The organism is Planococcus chinensis (assembly GCF_020071995.1).
Lineage (GTDB): Bacteria > Bacillota > Bacilli > Bacillales_A > Planococcaceae > Planococcus > Planococcus chinensis_A.
Genome location: NZ_JABWTK010000005.1, coordinates 294,519 through 318,117, shown reverse-complemented (window position 1 = coordinate 318,117; position 23,599 = coordinate 294,519). Strand labels below are relative to the sequence as shown.

Annotated in this window: 19 protein-coding genes and 1 riboswitch; of the genes, 4 read left to right on the top strand and 15 right to left on the bottom strand. The window is 46.8% G+C overall.

Annotation, left to right across the window (positions count from 1 at the left end):
* Window positions 1–88: 88 nt before the first annotated feature.
* The 3 genes from HU147_RS10715 to mug all read left to right on the top strand — a co-directional run bounded on the left by HU147_RS10715 (window position 89) and on the right by mug (window position 3,130).
* Entirely contained in the window at window positions 89–1,588 is a 1,500-nt protein-coding gene (locus HU147_RS10715; RefSeq protein WP_224076213.1) for an MDR family MFS transporter, read from the top strand.
* Window positions 1,589–1,810: 222 nt separating this feature from the next.
* Window positions 1,811–2,560, top strand: a complete 750-nt coding sequence (locus HU147_RS10710) for an SDR family NAD(P)-dependent oxidoreductase (protein WP_224076212.1) — start codon at window positions 1,811–1,813, stop codon at window positions 2,558–2,560.
* A gap of 69 nt (window positions 2,561–2,629) precedes the next feature.
* Window positions 2,630–3,130, top strand: coding sequence for a G/U mismatch-specific DNA glycosylase (gene mug / locus HU147_RS10705; RefSeq protein WP_224076251.1), 501 nt, complete (start codon window positions 2,630–2,632; stop codon window positions 3,128–3,130).
* A 37-nt stretch (window positions 3,131–3,167) separates the two neighbouring features.
* Here the strand turns inward: mug and HU147_RS10700 are convergent, their stop codons facing one another.
* Both HU147_RS10700 and HU147_RS10695 read right to left on the bottom strand, forming a co-directional pair.
* Complete coding sequence (locus HU147_RS10700) at window positions 3,168–4,127, bottom strand: Abi family protein (RefSeq protein WP_224076211.1); 960 nt, start codon at window positions 4,125–4,127, stop codon at window positions 3,168–3,170.
* 120 nt (window positions 4,128–4,247) lie between these two features.
* On the bottom strand, window positions 4,248–4,766 hold the full coding sequence (locus HU147_RS10695; protein ID WP_224076210.1) for a pyridoxamine 5'-phosphate oxidase family protein: 519 nt from the start codon (window positions 4,764–4,766) through the stop codon (window positions 4,248–4,250).
* Between the two features lie 308 nt (window positions 4,767–5,074).
* Here HU147_RS10695 and HU147_RS10690 point away from each other — a divergent pair, with 308 nt between their 5' ends.
* The gene (locus tag HU147_RS10690) at window positions 5,075–5,587 is read left to right on the top strand and encodes a DUF2798 domain-containing protein (RefSeq protein ID WP_224076209.1); all 513 of its coding nucleotides are present in this window, start codon (window positions 5,075–5,077) and stop codon (window positions 5,585–5,587) included.
* A gap of 321 nt (window positions 5,588–5,908) precedes the next feature.
* Here the strand turns inward: HU147_RS10690 and HU147_RS10685 are convergent, their stop codons facing one another.
* The 13 genes from HU147_RS10685 to gdhA form a co-directional block, all read right to left on the bottom strand.
* Window positions 5,909–6,928 carry an ABC transporter ATP-binding protein gene (locus HU147_RS10685; protein WP_317985512.1) on the bottom strand — a complete coding sequence of 340 codons (1,020 nt, stop codon included), beginning with the start codon at window positions 6,926–6,928 and terminating at the stop codon, window positions 5,909–5,911.
* A 53-nt stretch (window positions 6,929–6,981) separates the two neighbouring features.
* Window positions 6,982–8,724, bottom strand: a complete 1,743-nt coding sequence (locus HU147_RS10680) for an ABC transporter permease (protein WP_224076208.1) — start codon at window positions 8,722–8,724, stop codon at window positions 6,982–6,984.
* Window positions 8,725–8,754: 30 nt separating this feature from the next.
* Window positions 8,755–9,789: an ABC transporter substrate-binding protein gene (locus HU147_RS10675; RefSeq protein ID WP_224076207.1), complete on the bottom strand. Its 1,035-nt coding sequence runs from the start codon at window positions 9,787–9,789 to the stop codon at window positions 8,755–8,757.
* A 334-nt stretch (window positions 9,790–10,123) separates the two neighbouring features.
* Window positions 10,124–12,142 carry an ABC transporter ATP-binding protein gene (locus HU147_RS10670; protein ID WP_224076206.1) on the bottom strand — a complete coding sequence of 673 codons (2,019 nt, stop codon included), beginning with the start codon at window positions 12,140–12,142 and terminating at the stop codon, window positions 10,124–10,126.
* Window positions 12,143–12,152: 10 nt separating this feature from the next.
* Window positions 12,153–13,040 (bottom strand): ABC transporter permease, encoded by an 888-nt coding sequence (locus HU147_RS10665; protein WP_224076205.1) that lies wholly within the window; start codon window positions 13,038–13,040, stop codon window positions 12,153–12,155.
* 18 nt (window positions 13,041–13,058) lie between these two features.
* A complete protein-coding gene (locus tag HU147_RS10660) occupies window positions 13,059–13,994 on the bottom strand; it encodes an ABC transporter permease (protein WP_224076249.1) in 936 nt (311 codons plus the stop codon).
* 23 nt (window positions 13,995–14,017) lie between these two features.
* On the bottom strand, window positions 14,018–15,652 hold the full coding sequence (locus tag HU147_RS10655; protein ID WP_224076204.1) for an ABC transporter substrate-binding protein: 1,635 nt from the start codon (window positions 15,650–15,652) through the stop codon (window positions 14,018–14,020).
* A gap of 25 nt (window positions 15,653–15,677) precedes the next feature.
* Window positions 15,678–15,953 (bottom strand): glutaredoxin family protein, encoded by a 276-nt coding sequence (locus HU147_RS10650; protein ID WP_224076203.1) that lies wholly within the window; start codon window positions 15,951–15,953, stop codon window positions 15,678–15,680.
* A gap of 15 nt (window positions 15,954–15,968) precedes the next feature.
* Complete coding sequence (locus tag HU147_RS10645; RefSeq protein ID WP_224076202.1) at window positions 15,969–17,306, bottom strand: LLM class flavin-dependent oxidoreductase; 1,338 nt, start codon at window positions 17,304–17,306, stop codon at window positions 15,969–15,971.
* Entirely contained in the window at window positions 17,299–18,315 is a 1,017-nt protein-coding gene (locus tag HU147_RS10640) for an MsnO8 family LLM class oxidoreductase (RefSeq protein WP_224076201.1), read from the bottom strand. The genes HU147_RS10645 and HU147_RS10640 overlap by 8 nt, the downstream gene beginning before the upstream one ends.
* Window positions 18,316–18,433: 118 nt before the next feature.
* Window positions 18,434–18,543, bottom strand: a riboswitch (SAM riboswitch).
* A gap of 301 nt (window positions 18,544–18,844) precedes the next feature.
* Window positions 18,845–20,398: a glycosyltransferase family 2 protein gene (locus HU147_RS10635; protein WP_224076200.1), complete on the bottom strand. Its 1,554-nt coding sequence runs from the start codon at window positions 20,396–20,398 to the stop codon at window positions 18,845–18,847.
* 21 nt (window positions 20,399–20,419) lie between these two features.
* Window positions 20,420–21,160, bottom strand: coding sequence for a glycoside hydrolase family 16 protein (locus tag HU147_RS10630; RefSeq protein ID WP_224076199.1), 741 nt, complete (start codon window positions 21,158–21,160; stop codon window positions 20,420–20,422).
* 433 nt (window positions 21,161–21,593) lie between these two features.
* Window positions 21,594–22,976: an NADP-specific glutamate dehydrogenase gene (gene gdhA / locus HU147_RS10625; RefSeq protein WP_224076198.1), complete on the bottom strand. Its 1,383-nt coding sequence runs from the start codon at window positions 22,974–22,976 to the stop codon at window positions 21,594–21,596.
* Window positions 22,977–23,599: the final 623 nt, after the last annotated feature.

Here is a 23,599-nt window from a genome sequence, read left to right as displayed (position 1 = left end):
GAGCTCCCAAATTTGGAATTTTGATTTTCGAGGACTATGATATAAAAAGCTTATACAGTTTATTGAAGAAAATGGATGGAGGATTTTTATGAAAAACAAAGGGCAAAGCAATATTAAAGTGGTCATTGGCGGTTTGCTGCTTGCAATTCTGGTCGCTTCAATGGACAACACCATTGTCACGACTGCGTTGCCATCAATTGTCGGGGAGCTTGGCGGCGTCGATAAATTCGTCTGGATCACTTCCGCTTATCTAGTTGCACAGATGGCGGGCATGCCGATTTTCGGCAAATTGTCCGATATGTACGGACGCAAAAACTTCTTCATTTTTGGGTTAGTGGTCTTTATGATCGGCTCTGTTTTATGTGGAACGGCTGATACAATCAATGAATTGATTATTTACCGTGCGATTCAAGGCATCGGCGGCGGCGCTTTGATGCCGATTGCCTTTACCATTATGTTTGATGTGGTGCCGCTGAAACAGCGCGGCAAAATGAGCGGCATGTTTGGTGCCGTTTTCGGGATTTCAAGCGTGTTCGGTCCGTTGCTTGGAGCCTATATCACCGAATACATCGGCTGGACTTGGGTATTCTACATTAATATCCCACTAGGTTTGATTGCCTTTGCAATGGTCGCTTTCTTCTATAAAGAATCGGTTGAACACGCAAAGCAGCGGATCGACTGGATTGGTGCTTTCACGCTCGTCGGCGCTGTCGTATGTTTGATGTTCGCAGTTGAACTTGGCGGCAAAGAGTTCGCCTGGGCATCGCCTCAAAGCTTCAGCTTGTTCGGCGGTTTTGCCATCCTGGCCATCGCTTTTGTGATTGCGGAGCGCCGTGCAGAAGAACCGGTGATTGACTTCAGCATGTTCAAAGAGCGTTTGTTTGCAACAAGCGGACTGATTTCCATTTTCAGCGGGGCTGCTTTCATTACGGCTTCAGTATACATTCCGTTCTATATTCAAGGCGTACAAGGAGGAAATGCGACCAACTCCGGCCTTGTGCTATTGCCGATGATGGTCGGTTCTGTTGTCAGTGCTTCCATCGGCGGGGCTTTGATGGCGAAGTTCGCCTACCGCTCTTTCCTTATTCCGACGCTTGCATTATTGACTGTCGGCATGGTGCTGCTCGCTACATTATCGATTGATACATCTCGCTTCCTGGTTGTCGCGTTTATGATTCTTGCCGGCCTGGGCATTGGTGCCTCGTTCTCGGTGCTGCCATCTGCTGCCATTCATCCGTTCTCTGTGCGAAAGCGCGGTGCAGCCACATCTACCGTAAGTTTCCTTCGTACGTTCGGGATGACAATCGGGATTACGGTTTTTGGCATCATCCAAAGCCATGCATTCACCCGCAACCTGGCAGACAGCTTCGGAGAAGGCGCATCCACTTTCTCGGGTGATTCACGTGCGCTCTTATCTCCGGAAGCCCGTTCAAACATTCCGGCAGAAATTGCCGACACGTTGACGGGAGCTCTTTCTTCTTCGATTGCCAGCACGTTCCTATGGGCGATTGTTCCAGCGGCACTTGCGCTGATCGTTGCCTTTATGATGAGTAAAGAAAAACTGGGAGACCAGATTAAACAAAGCTGATTCACCTTGTGGCCTTCGCTGATTGCGGAGGCCTTTTTTATATGCCACCCGCTGCTCCGTTCCAGTTTCAGCGCTGCAATTCTTTATCAGAAGTGCATGAGTGTTCGTTTCTTTTTGAATAGTCCGCGTTTGGCCATTCCAGGCAGATTGTTTTAATTCAAGATATTTGAGGAATACAATTAAAGGGCAGGTTGTTATTTACTAAATGGAGGTTGATTTTTGATGAGCAAAACAGCAATTATCACAGGAGGCGGAAGCGGCTTAGGCCAAGCAACAGCCGTCCGCTTAGCAAAAGAAGGCGTCAACATCGCAGTCGTTGACGTCAGTGAAAAAGGCGGAAACGAAACCGTAGAAATGGTGAAAGAACTTGGGCCGGATGCCATTTTCATCAAAGCGGACGTTTCAAAAGCCGATGAAGTGAAAAAATATGTAGACGCTACTGTCGAACATTTTGGCAGCATCGACTATTTCTTCAACAACGCAGGGATTTCCGGCAGCGGAAAATACTTCCTTGATACAGACATCCAGGAAATTGAACAGATTGTCGGCATCAATTTGATGGGCGCTTTGTACGGCGTGCGCTACGTTGCTGAAGTAATGCTGAAAAACGGTGGCGGCTCCATCGTCAATACGGCATCAAGCGCCGGCGTCATCGGGCAGGATTCCGTTGTCACGTATTCTGCGACCAAACACGGCATTGTCGGTTTGACTAAGAGCATGGTTGCTGAATACGCCAAAGATGGGCTTCGCGTCAATGCGATTGCGCCAGGGCCAACTGAAACACCAATGGTCAAAGCGTTCTACGAAGCGAATCCGGAAATGAAAGCCAACGCGACAAGCGGCATCCCGCAAAAACGCTTGGGCACTGCCGACGAAGTGGCTGAGCTTGTCACGTTCCTATTAACTTCTAAAGCGGAATACATCAACGGCGAAGTGATCCGTATCGACGGCGGTTTCACAAACACCAAATAAATTGAACAGCTGGCAAACCCCTTTTAAGGGGTTTGCTTTTTATGTCAAAGGAGCTGAATTCTGTTGCACTTGGAACCCATCCCCGATCATATGGAAAAAGGCTTAAAAGTCCTGTTTGTCGGTTTTAACCCAAGCATCCGCTCTTCCGAAACAGGGTTCCACTATGCCAACCCGACCAACCGGTTTTGGAAAATCCTTTACGAAGCCGGACTGACGTCCCGAAAATATGCTCCAAATGAAAACAATGAACTGCTTGAACTTGGATACGGTTTGACGAATATTGTTGACCGCCCAACAAAAGAAGCGGCTGAGATTTCCAAAGCGGAGTATGCGGAAGGTGCTGCTATTTTGCAGCGGAAAATCAAAATGTACCAGCCAAAAGCCGTCTGTTTTGTCGGCAAAGGCGTATACCAGGAATACAGCAAAAAACGCTCCATCCAATGGGGCGTCCAGGATAATCCGGTCGTGCCAGGCACCATCGAATATGTTTGCCCTTCATCAAGCGGCCTGGTGCGCATGAAGCTGGAGGACATTGTCGAGATATATAAAGGGTTGAAAAACTTTATTTAAAAACGCCGCTTTCCTTTTCGGAAGCGGCGTTTTGCCTTTATTTTTTATAGCCCATGTCTTTCATGATTTTTTCATAAGCCGGCTGCATAATGGTGCTTTCGAGTTCATCCAACAGCCGCTTGAGTTCTATTGCAAATACATCGTACTCGTCTTTCGCAAGCACCAGTTTCAGCAAAGTCACCATGGAACAAACCGTCCCATTGCTCAAACTTCCTTTCGGCATCCCTATGCTTTGTTCCACGCCGCCAAGTTCCACAGGATGCGGCAAACGATAGCGGTACAGCACTTCTTCGTGCGCCGATTTGTTGCGGTATGGAAAAGCGACTTTCAAGATGGCGTCGATTTCCTTCGCTTTCAACTGGATGCCGCTGTACTCTTCGCCGTACTCTTCCGCAAAGTCACGGGCAATGCGTTCCCGCAATTCTTCGTCGATCACTGTATAAAAGTTGGTGATTTGGCCGAGCGACAGAAAATTGGCGAGCACCCACAGCGGCACGTTCCGATGTTTGTCGAAAAAGTCCCGGATGGCGGGATACCTCACCCGGTCGCGTTTTTTATGGCTTTTGATCAAATTGGCAAGCGTTGAAATGATGCGGTCCCTTTCGTGAAAATGCTGGGGATCGAGGCTGTAATGCACCGGTTCCAAAAAGCTGTCCTGCTCCTGGAATTTCTCAGAGAAGCGGTACGCAATCTTTGATTTCATATTCTTTTCGAACTTCAGCAGTTCATTCAGCAGCAGCATCCGCAGCTCCCGGTCAAAGCGATACAGCGCATATATATGGCTGAACTCCGTCCCTTCGGTATACTGCTCAACTTGATACGGATTCAGGCGCTCATCCTTCTCGAGAAACGGCTCTTTATAGCCATCGATCAGCGCATAGTAATTCTCACGCGACAAAATGCGTTTCGCAGCCGCTTCGTCTACTACAAGCAGCCCGCGTTCTTGCAGTATGGCAATCTGTTCATCATGGGTGGCAAAAAACTTCACAATCCTCATCCTCTGCAAAATGCTTCTTTCTTTCTACTCTAAGCGAATTCCCGGGATTAATAAACCTTTTCTCCATACGAAAAGGCCAGCCCATTGCGGCTGGCCGGCTGGCCTTCATTCTGCTTCTATTCAGCTGTCGCTGCCGTAATGGCGTTCGAATTCGACCGTATCGTTCAATTCATCGTCATCGCCCATGGTTTCTTTGGTCGTCAACTTTTTAGCAAATTTTTTCACGGTTTTTAGCGTTGTACCCGATTCCCAATACTCCGCTGTTTCCGGCGTCACTTTGATCAACACCACATTCGGGTCATCGTACGTCGTTTCGAGCAATTTGCCGAATACCGGATTCCAGTACTCTTTTTTCTTTTCCATGTCTTCGCTGAATTCAGCTGTTCCGCTGATGGATACGTATGATTTTCCTGAGTAGGCAAGGTTCACATTAGGATTAGCCAGGAGTTCCTGGTATTTCGATGTATCTTTCATCGTCATAAACCAAAGATCCCCATCAAATTCTGTTTCCTGCGTCTGCATCGGGCGCGACACCGCTTTGCCATTCGAAAAGGTCGTGAACATCGCCACTTCGATATCCTTGATCAGCTCTTTGACTTTTTCGATTGCTTCTTGGTTGGATGTTGTATGGTTTGCCATCGTAATCTCCTCCTAAAGAAAAGTTCCCATATGCTTAGTTTCTTATACATTCAATATACTTTCCCGATTAGTTGACCCCCTAAACTTTCCCCTCTTATGTGTCTACTGAGAAATTAAAGGAAATTAAAAATAAAAGAGACACATAATGGACACTTACGAAAAAGCCATTCATTTTGTTAAGGTTGAAAACAGATTGAACAGAGCATCAATTTAATTAAGCATGGCTGCAAAAAACAGCTTATTCAAAATGTATAGCTAGTTTAATGACATGCCAAAGTTCAAGAAACGCTTTTGGAAAGGAGAAAAACATGCATCAAGAAAAAAGATTGCCCCGCAACGGCAAAGAGGGTCTGTTATACGGCGCCACCATCTCGACCTTAACTGTTTTATTTATGACTTCATTCAGCACCATTTACTTTGCCGGAGAGTTTAATGGAGAGATTGCTTTTGCCATTTTAAAAATGCTGCCAATCATGTGGATTATTGTTATGGTCATTGAACCTGCTATTTTCGGCCGTATTGCCGAAGCTTTAACCGCTAAATTCACCAAGCCGACGGACAGCTTCAATTCAAAAATCCTATTCCGTATTCTCTTTACTGTTCTCGGAATGTCCGCTGCAATGACTTTGATCGGTGATATGGTCGGCAATGGTTTCCATCCGGAACTCTTTAGCAACTGGCTGCAGTACTGGCCGCGCAACTTCATCATCGTGCTTGCTGCAGAAAGTCTGGTCATCCAGCCGATTGCACGCTTTGTTATGGTGAAACTGCATGACGCACAGGATCGAAAAGCAGCAGCGGCAATAACACCGCAAGTATAGAACTAACGAAAAGCTCCGAGATAATAAAGAAAGACGCAGAAAAACCCGGAAACCGATTGGCGGTTTCCGGATTTTTTGTTTTATGTGCGTTTGATGGAATTTGTGTGCGTTCAGGAAGTTCTGTGTACTTTGACGGAATTTGTATGCGTTCAGCATATTCCGGAAACTTTTTTGTCTCCAACAAAATTCCCATCCCCTATTTTTGATTGCTTTTCACAAGCGAAAAGCGAAACTGCCAACAAGAAGACGGCTTCTTAAACTTTTCATTTAAGTTCACAACAATTTATTTTCCTAAAAAAATATATGTGTTCAGACACTCCTTCACTTCAGAACCGCATCTAATTCTCTCTCCTGCAGCACGCCCGCCTTCAAGCACACGGCAACCGCATCTCCCGTATGAAACCGTTGAGCATTAGCCGGTTCATGAACCGTCCACATTGCTCCATCCACTTCTACTGTATAATGGATTTCGTACCCTTGGTACTGGACGAAAGAGACACGTCCCTGGAGTCCTGATTTCCCCGACGTTGATAGTTGCAGTTGTTCCGGCCGCACCGGGTAGATGCCGTCCGCTTTAAAACTGCGGGCCACTCCAAGGTCCGGCCAGATGCTTTTCGCGTCGCCGGCTGGTACAAAGCCGCCCTTTTGCCACTGCCCTTCAACGAGATTGCATTTGCCGACAAATGTCGCCACGAACGGCGTTTCCGGGCGTGTATAAATCACTTCCGGCGGAGCAACTTGTTCAATCCGCCCGGCGTTCATTACCACGATCTTATCTGCAATCGCCAGCGCTTCACCTTGGTCATGCGTCACGAAAACAATGGATGCACCCGTTTCCTTATGCAGCTTTTGAATTTCTTTCCGCATCTCCATCCGCAATTCGACATCCAGCGCGCTGAACGGTTCATCCATCAAAAGCAGATTCGGCAGCGGGGCAATCGCCCGAGCCAGTGCCACCCGCTGTTTCTGGCCGCCGGAAAGTTCCGATGGAAAGCGTTTCGCAAATGCTTCCAGCCCGACTAGCTCCAGCACTTCCTGGATTCGTAACCCGACTCCAGCCTTGCCTTCTTTTTCCCTGTTCGGATGGTGTTGGAGCGGAAACTTGACATGGTCGGCGACGGTCATATGCGGCCACAAGGCAAACGACTGGAACACCATGCCGATATTGCGTTTTTCCGGAGGCACAACTTTTTTCGCCGTAGCCATCTGCGTACCGTCCATGGCGATGCTGCCTTCTGTCGGTCCCATAAAGCCTGCGAGCAGTTTTAAAAGCGTCGTCTTGCCACAGCCAGAAGGACCCAGCACCGCAATGAATTCTCCTTTTTTTATTTTTAGATCCACGGAATAGAGCGCTGTAAAATTTCCATATTTTTTTGAAACGCCTTCCATATTAATCATTTTGTTTTCAGCACCTTTCTGTCCCATAGCTTGCCGAGCCCCATAAACAAAGTGCCTCCGAACAGAATGCCCAGCACAAGAACCGTTGAGAACGTAGTTGAATACGTCGAGTAGCCTGCCTGCTCATAGCTGAAAATGACGACGCCCACCGTTTCAGAACCGGAAGACCAGAGCAGGCTCGATACGGTAAGTTCCGTCAACGCCATCAGAAACACCAGCAAGGCACCGCTGAGTATGCCGGGAAACAATAATGGCAATAAAATCTTGCACCACTTTGTCCAGCCTTTTGCGCCGGCTGTTCTCGCCGCTTCTTCCATCGACGGATCGATTTGCAGGAATGCCGTGTGGCTGCCGCGGATCTGCAGCACGAGAAACCGGGTGGTGTAGGCGATAAAAAGAATCAGTACGGTCCCGTAAATTCCCGGATTCCAGCCAGGCACCGGTTCCATCCACATGAAAATCATGCAAAGTGCGAATACGGTTCCAGGCAGCGCATACGGAATTGTGATGAACAATTCCGCTGTTTTTGTGCTCCAATCCGGGTATTTAAACCGGAGATAGGCGAGCATTGTGCCCAGAATCAAGCAAATGGCCATTGTAACCAGCGCGAGCTTAAGGCTGTTCGCTAATGCAGCCGCCGGTTTTGCATCAATTAAAAATACATGCTCATAGTTTTTCAAAGACAAATTCTCCAATGTAAACGGCACGCCGTATGCAGAAATCAGCGACAATGCAGCCATTGCCATCAGCGGCATCACGCTCGTTACCAGCAAAAACGCCCAGAGCGAAACTTCCAGCACTCTTCTTTTGGCAGGCTTCAGGAAAATGCGCGGCTCCGAATCACTGCGCGCTGTCTCCGTGACGCGGCTCCGACGAAGCAAAAACCATTGAAGCAATGTGCCCAGCAGTGCAATAATCCCAAGCAGAACGGATAACACGGCCGCACGAGAGAATGCTTCTGGACCAAAGCCCACTACCTGCTCATAAATATAAGTGCTTAATACCCGGATATTCGACGGCGTTCCTAAAAATGCCGGAATGCCGAAATTGTCGAGATTTGATAAAAAGGCAATCAACCCGCCGCCCGCTATTCCAGGGAGTGCCAACGGCATCACCACTTTTCGGAATGCCTGCTTTTTCGACAAGCCGGACGTCGCTGCCGCTTCTTCCAAGTCACGCGGAATCTTTCGGAAGACATGGACTGTAAACAGATAGACGAGTGGATAATGCGACAAGCCGAGAAGTAGGACGATGCCGCCGATGCTGTACAAATTCGGTACTTCCAAATTTCCTGGAAGCCTCGATAATAAAGCTGCCACTGGTCCCGATCCACTAAAAAACTGCGTCCATGCGAGCGTTGTAATATAGGAAGGAATGATAAAGGGCAGAAAAATGAACAGCTGCATCGCCTGTTTCCCCCTCACCTCGACATATGCCATAATCCAGGAGAACGCAACGCCCAGCACAAGGGCCAACAGTGTAGAGCCCAATACGATGATCAGCGTGTTTTGGACAGTCACCCAAGTTGCTGTTTCCTGCAGTACCTGTTGGTAATATTGCAATGTCAGTCCGCTCTTATCAAAAAAACTGAGCCAGATAAGCCGGAGCACCGGCAGCAGAAAAAGCAGGAATACCGCAAGCAGGCCGATGCCTTTATAGAAGTTTTTGTTTTGAAAAAAGAGCGAGAAAGAAGGCGTCCCCTTTTTCCTCTCTCCAATTGCCTGCTGTTTAGCCATCATGTTGTTAACTCCTTACTCCAGGAAAATCGGTCATTGACCGAAGATTTTCCCGAATGTCGCTTTGTCATCATCGCGCGTTTGGAGCAATCCCACCGAATCAGCTTCCAATACCTTTATTTCGTCCAATGATTTTAAGCCTTCCGGCGCTTCAACGCCTTCTCGGATTGGGGTATACCCCTGTTCCGACGCCAATTCCTGGCCTTCTTCCGACAAGACAAAATCAACAAAAGCCTGGGCCGCTTCTTCGTTATCAGTATTCGCCAGGATACCTATCGGCTCGGTAATGACCGGTACGCCTTCTTTCGGATATACCAGTTCCACCGGAGATCCGTCGCTCTTCGCCTGCGCGGCTAAGTAATCAACGATTATACCGTACTGCTGTTCGCCCATCGCAACACCTTCCAGTACAGCGCCGTTTCCTTGCGTAATAGTGATGTTATTGGCGCGCATGTTTTCATAAAATTCCCAACCCATGCCGTCCTGCTTCGTAATAACACCCAGGTTGTACGCAGCTGCTCCGGAATACAGCGGACTTGGCATCACCGCTTTACCTTTTGCCGCTTCTTCCTCCAATACATTCCAGCTGTCCGGCAACTCTTTCACTTCGTTCGTATTGACGATCAGACCGGTCGCCATCACTTTTGTTCCGGTATAAGCGCCGTCGGGATCCACATATGCTTTATCAATTGCTTTTGCTTCCGGCGACTTGTACGGAAGCAGAAGTTCTTCTTTTTTGAAGTTCTCGAATGTCACGGAATCCGCTACTAGCAAGACATCAGCCTGTATATTCCCTGCCTGGTCTTCCGCCTGTATTTTCGATACCACTTCTTCTGTGCCTGAACGGAAAATGCTGACTTCCACTTCCGGGTTCTTTTCCGTGAACGCGTCAACCAATGCCTGTGCATCCGCATCGGGCTGAGACGTATAGAAATCAAGTGGACCGGATAGGCCTGCACCGCTGCCCGTACTTTCCGCTTCGGCGTTATTCGCCGCTTCTTCTCCGCTGCACGCAACGAGCATTGCCGTCATCGCCAATATTCCTGCACCCGTAGCCCATTTCTTCATGTCGTTTCCCCCTCTGATTTTCTCGTTTGTTATTCATTAAGTGTACGGGTCCAATGTGAAGGAATTGTTGAGAGAGTGTTAAAAAATGTGAGGATTGCGTAAAGAGAGGAAATGAAGAGGAAATTGAAGAACGTCGATAGAAAGTCTTAAAACATCGATAAGACTTCAAATAACTGCGATAGAACCGGTTGGAACCAGTGATAAGAAATACTTGGCCACCCTTGTCTTCATTGAATCAACTTCAGATTATCGGGGAAAAAGTAGCTCCCCAAATAAAAACCAGCTGAAGAAAAAACTTTTCTTCAGCTGGTTCTTATGAACTGTATCTTTACTTTTACAATGCTGGATAATGGCAGGCTGCGAAATGGTCCGGCTCCACTTCACGCAGAGGCGGCGCTTCCAAACGGCAGCGTTCTGTAGCAGCTGGGCAGCGTGTATGAAAACGGCAGCCGGATGGCGGCTTTGAAGTGGAAGGAATCTCTCCTGGGACGTATGCCTGTTTCCCCCGTTTCCCTGACGTTGAATCGATTGCCGGTATCGAGGCGATAAGGCCTTTCGTGTAATGATGCGCCGGTCGCAGGAACAAGGTTTCGCTTTCAGCAATTTCAACGAGCTGCCCTAAATACATCACACCGATCCGGTCGGAAATATGGCGGACAATATTCAAGCCGTGTCCGATAAACAAATAAGTAAGCCCAAGTTCCTGCTGCAGGTCTTTCATCAAATTAATAATTTGTGCCTGAACCGACACATCAAGCGCCGATACCGCTTCATCCGCCAAAACGAATTTCGGATTCAAAGCGATTGCACGTGCGATGGCAATGCGCTGGCGCTGACCGCCCGAAAATTCATGCGGATACCGGTCATAGGCATTGCCGTTCAATCCGACAGCTGTCAGCAATTCCTTCGCTTTTTGGCGGTTTGCGTTCGGGTTGGAAGGCTGATGGACTTTTAATGGTTCCTCGATAATATCGCCGACCTTCCAGCGTGGATTGACGGAACCATATGGATCTTGGTAAATCATCTGCATGTGCCGGCGCTGCTCCCGCAGTTCTTTCGTGCTGAGCACAGAAAGGTCGGTTCCATCAAACACCACTTTTCCGCTCGTCGCTTTTTCCAGCTGCAGCAACACACGGCCGAGTGTCGATTTGCCGCTGCCTGATTCTCCGACGAGTCCGAACGTTTCCCCTTTTTTGATGGAGAACGAGACATCTTCAACTGCGCGCGTATAGCTTTGCGCTTTAAAGAATCCCCCCTTTTGGCCAATCGGATAAAACTTGCTGAGCCCTCTCACTACAATCAAATCTTCAGCAACTTCCGTTTTCTCTTCTTTAGCAGCTGGCAATATGGCTGTGGCATTCTGAATCCATTCCTTGCGCTCCACCAATTCCTCCGCATGCCAGCATGCCGTTTCGCGGCCGTTAACAACACGGAGCTGAGGTTTTTCGCTTTGGCATTTATCTGTAGCAAACGGGCAGCGCGGATGAAACGAACAGCCGCTTGGCAAATCGGATAATGGCGGAATCGTGCCTTTAATGGAAAACAGTTTTTGGCTGCGGTCGCTGTCCAATTTTGTCACCGATTGCAGCAATCCTTTTGTATAGGGATGATGCGGTACAGAGAACAATTGCCCCTTCGTTGCCTGCTCGACGATTTCCCCTGTGTACATGACAACAATACGGTCCGCCACTTCTGCAGCAATTCCCATATCGTGTGTAATCAGCAAAATCGACATGCCGAACTCTTCTTTCAGTTCTTCCAACAATTGCAGAATCTGCGCCTGGATTGTGACATCGAGCGCGGTCGTCGGTTCGTCTGCAATCAGCAGGTCCGGTTCGCAGGCAAGCGCCATCGCAATCATCGCACGCTGCAGCATGCCTCCAGACAGTTCATTGGGGTATTGCTTGAAACGCAAGAACGCATCGGAAATGCCGACGCGCTCCAATAAATACAAGGCCCGGGCTTTTGCTTGGACTTTATTGGTTGGCTTATGCGCCTGGATTGCTTCGATAATTTGCTGGCCGATTGTGAAAACCGGATCAAAAGCTGCCATTGGCTCCTGGAAAATCATGGCCACTTTGTCGCCGCGCACCGTTCGCAATTCTTTTTGCGACAAACCGGTCAATTCCGTTCCGTCCAGCGAAACCCGGCCGGCTGCAATTTTTCCATTTTCGTACTCAATCAAGCGCATGATTGACTTGGACAAGACCGTTTTCCCGCTGCCCGATTCGCCCACTACACATACCGTCTCACCTTTTTTTATTAGCAGGGAGACATTTTTTAGCGCAGTGAGGCGATTCTCTTTCCCTTCAAAATCCACTTGCAGATTTTGCACTTCTAATAATTGTGTCATCGCTGCTCACCTATCTCCCCTTGCTCAATTTCGGATTGGTTTCTTCCTGCAGTTTGTCGCCGACAATATTAATGGCCAGCACAAAAGCTGTGATGGCAAGACCCGGAAAAGTCGCCATCCACCAGCCAGCCGTCAAGTAATTGCGGCCTTGCGACAAAAGAGCGCCCCAATCCGGCACTTCTTTAATCACTCCCAGGCCAAGAAAACTGAGGCCCGCACCTGTCAAGATGGCTGATCCCAAGCCGATTGTCGCCATGACCAAGATCGGCGGCCAGGCATTCGGCAGGATATGCCACAGCAAAATGCGTACATTTGACGTCCCGATAGATCGGGAAGCAGCGATATACGGGCGTTTTTTGATGGAAATCATCTGCCCTCTCATCACGCGTGCGTAGCCGGGAATGGACGAAATGGCGATTGCCAGTACAATATTTTTCAAACTGGGCCCGAGAGCTGCTGCTATGGCGAGGGCGAGCAGAATTCCTGGAATCGTCATGAGGATTTCTACAATGCGCATGAATATCGCATCGATGATTCCACCGGCATATCCGGCAATGGCGCCGAGGGCTCCACCAATCAAACCGCCCACCAATACTGCTGCCACGCCGATGATCAAGGAATCCCGGCTGCCATGGACCACCAGGCTGAACACATCACGGCCAAAATAATCTGTTCCGAACAGATGAGCTGCACTCGGTGCCGCCAAAATCTGATCGGTGAACATTTTCGTCGGTGGATACGGCGCTATCCAAGCCGGAAACAGCGCACACAGGATGATAAACAACAAAACAAAACCGGCGGAAAAAACCGATAAATTGGAAGCCGACAATTTGCCTTTCAGCTGGAATGCTTTTAATCTCGGCAGTCTGGCAGCTGGACTTTCACTAACATTTTTCATGAATGCCTCTCCCCTTTCTTACCTCGTTCCAGCTGAACGGCGGATCCTTGGATCGGCCACGGAATACGACAGATCCACTAATAGATTAACCAGGACGTAAACGATAGCACTGAAAAAGATGACGCCCTGGATGACAGGCATATCTTTCGACATGATGGCATCGGCAATGATGCGGCCAATTCCCTGGCGCGAGAAAACCGTTTCAATGACCACAGTCCCCGCCAGCAGCTCTCCGATATGGAGGCCGATGACAGTAATCGCCGGAATCAGGGCATTGCGGAGTGCATGCCGATACATGACCAAGCGTTCAGATAAGCCTTTTGCCCGAAGCATCAAAATAAACTGTTCATCGAGGACTTCCACCATGCTCGAACGGACCATCCGGATAATGAAACCGGCACCGACAAAGCCGAGCGCAAGTGCCGGCAGCACCAAAGTCGCCAGTCCATCCGAGCCCATAATCGGCAGCCAGTTCAGTTGGACAGAGAAGACCAAAAGCAGCAGGATCCCCGACCAGAAAGTCGGCATCGAAATGCCGAACAGGCCGATGATGCGAACTACTGAATCCAGCCAGCGATTGCGGTATATGGCTGATAATACGCCAAACCCTACGCCAATGATGATGGAGAATAGGATGCTTGCCAAAGACAAGGCTAAGGTTGCCGGCAAATGCATGAGAATTTTATCAAGCACCGGCTCGCTGGTGATCCGCGACTGCCCAAAATCTCCTTGAATCATCTGGCTGAAATAATCGGCAAATTGGCTGTAGAATGGGCGGTCAAGGCCTAATTCCACCCGCATATTTTCAATTGCTTCCGGTGTTGCTGTTGAAGGATCTACCATAGATAACACCGGATCACCGGGCATCATATAGATGATGAAAAATACGAGTACCAATGAACCGATTATCGAAAGCACTGCATTGACCAACCGCCCCAGCACTTTATTGTACAAGCCCATTTCTTCTGCCTCCTTCGTTACTGGCTGATATTGGCATCATTGAATAACGGATATCCCAGCGTATCAAAGACGATGCCGTCAACTTTATTTGAAGCAGCAACTGTGTACGGGAATACATAAACCGGAATGATCATCGCCTGATCAATGATGATGTGCTGTGCTTCTTTGTAGATTTCCTCGCGCTTCACAGGATCGGCTTCTACTGTCCCCTGCTCAAGCAATTCATCCAGACGCTCATCGTAGCCTCCTACAAGTGATTCAAGCACCCTTGTTTTTTCAGGCGTGTGATAAATATTGCGAAGTGCGTTCGGATCCGAGTTCACCATACTGTTGCCGTAAAGATCGTATTCGCTATTTTCATAAATGACCGTTCTGTAATCCGGCGTAATATTGACTTCCACTGCAATGCCCACTTCTTTCAACTGCTGTTGGACGATGACTGCAATGTCATTTCGTTTCTCACGGTTCGGGGAAGCATCCACATAATTCAACGTCAATTTCTCGCCATCTTTTTCACGGACGCCATCTGCCCCGATTGCGTAACCCGCTTCGTCCAGTAATTTATTGGCTGCGGCTATATCGGTTTCCCAGCTGTTTTCCAGCGACTTGTCATATCCTAGTATTCCAGGGCTGAGCGGAGACCAAGCTCTTTCGTAAGTGCCCATATATAAGGTTTTTACAATGGCATCCACATCAACTGCCTGCAAGACCGCTCTTCGGACATTGACATCGTTCCATGGCTCTTCCCGCTGATTAAAGAACAAGGTATAAGGCAAACCAAGAGTATTAACTTTCAATAAATGGTTTTCTGGATCATTTTCCAATGCGACGATATTTTGCGGTGGCACGGTTTCCGCTGCCAGCACTTGCCCGCTTTGGACGCTGCCGATGCGCGTCGCTTCTTCCGGAATGATTTTGAACGTCAACGTATCCAAGTAAGGTGCTCCCTGGTTTTCTACATAAGCTGGTGCCCAGTTATACTCTTCATTTTTTTCAACGGCAATTTCTGTGTTTTCAGTCCAGCTGACAAATTTGAATGGGCCGGTGCCGACCGGGTTTTTGCCGAATTGCTCGCCGTCTTTTTCAGCAGCTGTCGGAGACACGATGCCGAGCATCGCCTGGCTCAAATTGCTTAAGAACGAAGCGGAAGGCGTACTTAGATTTAATTTAACGGTAAATTCATCTACGACTTCAGCCGATTCATAGGGTGCCAAGAGCGCCACGGAGTTCAAGGCTTTCGTTTCGGGGTTGATGATGCGGTCAAAGTTGTATTTAACAGCTTCTGCGTTGAACGGCGTGCCGTCATGGAATGTCACGTCTTCCCGCAGCTTAAACGTATAGCTCTTGCCGTCTTCCGACACTTCCCATTCCGTTGCCAGCCATGGCTGGATTTCATTGTTTTCATCCTGTACGACCAGGCTGTCATAAATCGTACGGAATGCGCGAACCGATACAGCCAAACTGCTGCGGTGCGGGTCTAATGTATCCGGTGAGGTCGCCAGTGCATAAGTCAAATTGCCGCCAGTTGCCGGTTCTTTTGTTCCAGCGTTTGCCGTCTGGCTATCTGATGCCCCAGATTGCGAGCAGCCTGCAACAATCAGCAGCAAACTGATTAGCAGCAAAAATATTTTCGTGTTTTTCAGTGTCTTCATCCTTCACCAACCCCTGTCTGTTTTCTTAAGATTTAATCAGAGCGCCCGCTTGTTCCAACGCCTCTTCCAAATTTTCAATTCCCAGTTCCACAACAGCTTTGTACACATTGTCTTTTCCGATTTCCACCACCGGCACATAACGGACGCCGTATTTGATTTCCAAAATATCGCGGCGGTCGTCATTTTCAGTCACGTCCACCGTTTTGTAAGATAAGCGATTCGCTTCCAAGTATTCTTTCACTTCTGCACAGTAATGGCAGCCTTGTTTCGACCAGACAATGATTGATGGGGATTGAGCCATTTTCATTTCCTCCTCTTATTGGGTAATTGTTTGTTTTTCTTTGCTGTAGCGGTTTTCTTTAAACGGCAAGCCCAGATTGCCCCGCAGAGTATCGTGCCCATAACTCCGGCTATAATACCCCCGTTCTTCTAAGATGGGCAGCACGTTTTGAAGGAAAGCATCAAAATCCCTTCCGAGTACATGATGGCCAACGATAAAGCCATCTGCGCCTCCTTCTTCGACCCATTGGATCAATTGGTTGGCAATCTGTTCGTATGTACCGAAAAATGAACCTTTGCGCGTAGCTTCTTCCATCGCCACTTGGCGAAGTGTTAAACCATGTTCCCGTGCTCTTTTCTTTATGTGGTCTGTTGTCGACTGGAAACTGTTTTTGCCGACATCTCCGATTTCCGGAAACGGTTCATCCAGCGGAAACTGGCTGAAATCAAAATGGTCAAAGTAACGGCCCAGGTAATTCAAAGCTTCTTCAATCGTTACCAGGTTTTGGATCTCTTCGTATTTTGCTTCTGCTTCCTCAAGCGTCGCCCCGACTATCGGGCTCAAGGCTGGATAAACAAATAGCTCGTCCCGGTTGCGGCCGATTGCTTCGGCTTTATCTTTGACATCATTGTAATAAGCCCGGGCCTGCTCCAGGCTATTGGCATGTGTAAAGATTGCTTCTGCATGCTTCGCTGCAAAACTTTTGCCCGATTCCGAAGCGCCTGCCTGGAAGATGACCGGCTGCCCCTGTTCCGAACGGCTGATATTCAATGGCCCTGCCACAGAAAAATGCTTGCCTTTATGGTTCAATGCGTGCATTTTCTCATGGTCGAAAAATTGGCCCGTTTCACGGTTCCGCACAAAAGCGTCGTCTTCCCAGGAATCCCATAAGCCCTTTGTGACTTCCAAGTATTCATCCGCAATTTCATAGCGCAGCGCATGCTCGGGATGCTCGCCTTTATTGTAATTAGTCGCGGAACCTTCTAAAGGAGATGTCACGACGTTCCACCCAGCACGGCCGCCACTGATTTTATCGAGGGAAGCAAATTGCCTTGCCACCGTAAAGGGTTCGCTGTAAGAAGTCGACAAAGTTCCTACAAGGCCGATATGCGTTGTCACCGAAGCCAAAGCGGAAAGAATCGTAATCGGTTCAAAACGGTTTAGAAAATGCGGGATCGACTTTTCGTTGATGAACAGTCCATCTGCCACAAAAACAAAATCGATGCCGGCGCGCTCCGCTTTTTGCGCTGCCTCTGTATAATGCTGCAGATTAACACTGGCATCTGCAGGAACAGAAGGATCTTTCCAGGCATTCATATGCCCTCCTGCACCGTGAAGCATCACGCCAAATTTGATTTGTTTTTTGTTAGACATAGGTATCTTCCTCCTTTGTGTTTTGTGCATGGAGCGGACTGAGCAATTCGAATGACCGCAGCCGCCCTTCTTCGGTTTCAATCGGCGTATGAAGGATAAATTCCGCTATTCCGAGCCGCTGGTGGAAATCATCAAATATCCTGTGGATTGTCTCCGGCGTCCCTTTAATAACATTGGCATCCTGGACGGACGTCGTATACGGTTCACCCGCCTGGCGGCCAAACTCCTCCGCGCTTTCAGCACTGACGAGCGTTACGGTCCGGCCGCTTTCCAAATGCACTTTATAAATCTTTTTATCACCTGCAAGGCGGTTAGCTTCTTCTTCCGTCGGGGCTGCCACCACAGCAGCAGCGACCAGGACACGGCCGCTTCCGTTTTTGTTCCGGTAAGCTTCTGCCGCTTTTTCCAAGACGGCAGCATCACTGTTGATGAACAAGGCGTAAACAAAACTCCAGCCAAGGCGGGCAGCAAGTTCCGCACTTTCAGGACTTGCCCCCAACAGAAAGTTTTCTGTATTCTCAGGCGGAAGGGGCGTCGCTTGAATCCCCGACAACTGATGATTATCCGCCAAGGAATCTTCAAGCAGCTCATCCAGCAAAACGAGGCGCTCTTCAAAAGTAATTTCTTGATTTGCAGATCCGTAATTCAAGGCTTTTGTTGATAACGGCAACCCACCCGGCGCTTTGCCGATGCCTAGGTCTACACGTCCGGGAGCAAGACTAGCCAGCAAATTGAAGTTCTCCGCCACTTTATACGGGCTGTAATGCTGCAGCATGACGCCTCCAGAACCTACGCGGATCGTTTCGGTTTTAGCCAATACGTGTGACATCAATATTTCCGGTGAAGATCCCGCCACCGTCTCACTGTTATGATGTTCAGAAACCCAAAAACGCCCATATCCCCACTGTTCCGCCTTTTGCGCCAGTTCTACTGTTCTTCTGAGCGCATAGGCACCCGTTTTCCCTTCGAACATTGGACTTTGATCCAAAATACCAAGCTGATAAACCATTCCTTTTCCTCCAATCACTTATTAATCCTATTAACTTAATAGGTTTAAACAATAAAAAAAATGCAAGAGCGCTTCAATAAAGAAGAGCCTTTGCATCAGTAAATAAGTTAAGGGTATCTTCTTATCTATCAAGTATAAAAACTTGCTGGAATTAGCACCTTTGCCGCTGAATAGCTGCAGGTTGCTGAGGTTTCATCGGACCAGTTCCTCGACCTCTCTTGATAAGAAAAACAGTATGAAGTTGTCTAAATATTCGATAGAGATAACAATAACAGCTCATTTTTGATAACGCAATAAGTATTTTAAAAATAATTCAGTCTTTTTTAAATATACTTATTGAAATTGGTAGAAGTAAGGTGTTTGAATTCCAAGCCCCAAGCGGCCAAAACAAGGTAAAATAAGAACATTCATAATTTGCCTTGTAGAACTAATAATAGTTAAAATAAAACGCGCTCCTCAAATTTTGAATTTAAAGAGCGAGTTAAAAATACATAATTTTCAATCTAACTTTAATAGAGTTATTGCAATCTCAGACATTTTTGGTGAGGGATGGAGCTTCAGAACTTACTTCCAGTAAAAGCTCATTCACTGGTTCCAACATGTTTTTAGATACAAGATCTTGAAACTTTTCCGGCACACTTTCAAAAGTTTCATCCGGTACCAATTCCGTATCAAAGACTGCAGCTATTTCTACGATAGCTTCTTTTAACGGCAGTGCATCTGTGATTGAAATTGGTTTTTCGTTCACGATTTCATTTGTATAGATTGAGACGATTCCGGTTCTCTCCAGCTTGTTCCACGTATGATTCCGTTGAACCAAATAGGCAATCGATCCATACATGAAAAAGTAGGCATCCAAAACCCGGTATGTGACGAGTTCAACAACTGAAAACAACGTGATTCTGGCATAATCGCTTTTTGAGTATTTGTGTCCGTATCTTCTTGAAATTACATAAGCTCCTACTCGCTGCACAATTTGCAAAGCGGCTGTAGCTGCCAGCAATAAGAGAGTCAGCCCCAGCATTCCGCCCGTGACAATCGAGTATGCCAGAAGAAAAGTAGTGAAAATCCCAACAACCCCAGGCAGTATCGAGTCGATGAAAACAAAGAAAACAAGTTTAAAGCCTAATTTCTTCACTCTGTCCTTGCGGTAAATTTTCAAAGAATCGATAAAGCCTTTTTGCCATCTGATTCTCTGCTTCGATAGGCTCTTGTAGTCAGCAGGCACTTCTGTGTAGCACTCAGCTTTCGGTATGAAGACCAGCTTGCCTTTTGTATAAGTGTTTTTAATCAGCTGCTGCATATTAAGGGTGATTTCCATGTCCTCGCCAATTGTCTTTTTATATCCTCCCGCTTCGTATAAGGCAAAAGCTCTAAATGCACCAAAAGCTCCGGAAACTACAGACACCAGACCGAATTTTGATTGCACGAATCTTTTGATGTAAAACGACAGCATATAATCAGACAATTGGTATCTCACAAGCCCTTTCCCTTTAAACGACGGCTTTGAATCCTTGTACATTTGGCCAACATGCACCATCCCGCCGCCAGCAATGACGTTAGGATCTTGCATGGCTTCGTTTATATGCGTCAAAGCATTTTTCTGCAGGATACTGTCCGCATCTAAAGTGATAATAATGTCTCCGCTAGCATAATCAGCTCCGGCATTTAACGCATCTGCTTTGCCGCCATTTACTTTATCAAGCACTTTAACATTTGGGTAAGCAGATGACACAAAAGTTCGAATGACCGGGTTGTACGCCAATATATCTCGTGGGGTTAGCTTTTCCTCTTTCAAATTCAATAAATCCACCAATAGCTTCATGGAATTATCATCTGATCCATCGTTGATAATAATCATTTCGAAATTTTCGTAAGCTAAATTTTTAAATCCTGAAAAACAGCTTTTCAATACTTTTGCTTCGTTATATGCCGGCACTAAAATCGACATTTTATTCTCGCGCAGATCATGTCTGACATCGGTATCTTCCCGCGTAATTCTAAAAGCCAAAACTAAGTATGCTAATTGAAAACTAAAAAATACCGCCCATAATAATAAGGCCGCCAGTAAAATTATATCCATTTCCCCGTCCCCTTAGCTATTCTATTTTTTGTAATAACGAATCCAATCGACCATCATTTGCACAGGAAATTCTGTGGTTTCATCAGGCTCCCCAACCCAATCTCCGCCTACAGCGGTGTTGATGAATAAATACATGTCTTCATTCGGTACATAAGTTGTGCTGGTATAGATAGAAGTGCCGTCAACAAAGAAGGTTATTTTCTTCGAATCCCATTCAATTCCGTACGTATGGTAATCAGTGGTCAGATTAGGCAATTCCGAAAGCTTGTAATCTTTCCCGTAAACGCCATTTACTTCGTAATGGATGGTGTTCCATATTTGCCCCGGCTGCTGGCCAAGTACTTCTACCATGTCAATTTCCGGAAAGTCTTTCCCTTCGTTGTTCCAGAGCCAAATCGCAGGCAAAAGCCCTCTTCCCGAAGGAAGCTTCGCCCTTACTTCAATTTTTCCGTATTTGAATACGGCCTTTCCTTTTGTCGTAATCGCTCCTGATGTATAAGGGAATCCTTGAGAAGTTTCTTTTTTCGTATTTATTATTAAATTGCTTTCACTGACTTCTATGTTTTCTGGTTTGTAGTGCTGGCTTCTATTGCCATATCCATAAGGGTCATCCAGCACATTCCAACGTGCCGAATCCAATGGTCCTGCATCAAATTCTTCGTTCCAAACGATTTTCCAAGGAATCGAATCATAGTCTTGCAGTACTCCGTTGTTCTCTGAGGGTTGAGAATCTGATGATGGCACCGGCGGTAAATAATCCATATTTGTTCCTCCTCCTGCTAAACAAAATAGCGCCATTGACGCGCAAATCGTCCCACTTAAAACGTTCATCCAACCACCCTATCCTGCATAATGAAAGAAATTGTCACCCTTTCTAAAACAGTTCTTAGGAACTACCATTTCCACAAAAAATAACTGCACTTGCTACAATATAGTTCTAAGGTTAAAAAAAGGTTAAATATTCCTGTCGTTTAATTATTTTTATAACAAAATTAGTTCATCTTTCTTTCCACTTGAAGAGATTCGACTATCATCTCCTCATGCCAAAACGGGATGAAAGTATGAATAGGAGGAAATTTACTCAAAGAGAGAATCCTTTAGTGAGGCGAAGAAACAGGAGATTTGACACACAAAAAAAAGCGCTCAGACAATTGCTTGTCTAAGCGCTTTTTCAATTATTTCTTTTATTATTTGATTAACTTAATCCGTGATCGAGCATGGCATCCGCCACTTTCTTGAAGCCGGCAATATTGGCGCCGACGATTAAGTTTCCTGGAGAACCGTATTTCCCGGCAGTTTCCATGCAGTTTTTATAAATGGTTTTCATGACTTGATGCAGTTTCGCATCGACTTCTTCCGCTGTCCAGGAATAGCGCATGCTGTTCTGCGACATTTCCATTGCCGATACGGCAACGCCGCCTGCATTGGCCGCTTTCGCTGGTGCAAAGAGTATTTTGTTATGCGTCAATACACGCACCGCTTCATCGTCGCAAGGCATATTGGCGCCTTCTCCAAGCGCTTTAAGGCCATTGTCCACGAGCACTTCGGCACTTTCGCGGCCGATTTCATTCTGTGTGGCGCACGGCAAGGCAATGTCGCATGGAATCGTCCAGATTTCGGATTTGTCATTTCCAAACCGGGCATTGGGGTGATGCTCCAAGTAATTGTAGATTCTTTTTCTTTCCACTTCTTTCAATTGCTTAACGGTTTCAACATCAATGCCATCCGGGTCATAGATATAGCCTTCTGAGTCGCTGCAGGCAATCACTTTGGCGCCGAATTCGATTGCTTTTTCCATCGCGTAAATCGAGACATTCCCCGAACCCGAAACGATGACGGTGCTGCCGGCAAACGACAGCCCCTGCTCTTTCAGCATTTCTTCGACAAAATAAACGGTGCCGTAGCCCGTTGCTTCTTTGCGGATCAAGCTGCCGCCGTTGTCCGGGTTCTTGCCGGTAAAGACGCCTGCTTCAAAAGCATTGCGAATCCGCTTATACTGGCCGAACAAATACCCGATCTCCCTCTTGCCGACGCCAATGTCACCTGCCGGAACATCAATATCCGGACCGATGTGGCGGCTGAGTTCCGTCATGAAGCTTTGGCAAAAGCGCATAATTTCCCGGTCGGACTTTCCTTTCGGATCAAAATCCGATCCGCCTTTGCCTCCGCCGATTGGCAAACCAGTCAAGGCGTTCTTAAAAATCTGCTCAAAGCCGAGGAATTTGACAACGCTGCCGGTCAGCGACGGGTGAAAACGAAGGCCGCCTTTAAATGGACCAAGTGTGCTGTTGAACTGTACGCGGTAGCCGCGGTTTACATGTACATTGCCGTTGTCGTCTTCCCAAGTCACCCGAAACGTAATGAAACGTTCCGGTTCTGAAATACGCTCCAAGATGCCTTCTTCCACATATTCAGGATGCTGTTCGAAAACGGGCTGCAGGGAATCAAAAACTTCCCATGTCGCCTGCAAAAATTCAGACTCCCCCGGGTTGCGGTCTTTGATTTTCCGGTGAGTAGCTTTTATATATTCAAGGGCTGATTGCTGCAAAACTCCACTTTTTTGTTCTTTGACTTGCATGTGCATACATTCCTTTCTTTAAACATCCTTGTTCACAATTGTATAAATATTCATTTACCCAATTGTTTATTAATCATTATACAAATTGCTTTATGCTTTATCAAATAAATATTTCATTATTAAATTTTCCTTCTATATGAAATTTCATACTTGGTTATATCAGCTTCATTTTCTTGGCAGATATAAATAATGATCCTTTCATCAGTCATACGCTGACGAAAGGATCCGGATAGTCATATAGAAGGCCAACCAGCCTGGCAAGGCAAAGGAGATGTATTATTCATCTTTTATAAATATATTTTAAAATATCTGTCTTTATCAATAGTAGCAGAGTTCATGGACACTTTCTAAGAAATTTTATTATTCCGATTAAAAATAGGTCTAATGAATACGAGTGGATTCTATCTTTATCTAGTGAAATAATTCATTCAAAAGCCTGGTATTAAGGAATTTATGAACTATACGGCGATGAAAATTACCTGCCATATTTTGTACAAAAATTATTTTCCACTTAAGTTTTTGGTTCTTATTACTTAAGGCGGGTTTTGAAATAAAGGCTAGTTGAAGAAAAAAGCGAAAAAAGCAGTTTTACACCCTTCAGACTATTGTATAATTATAAGTTT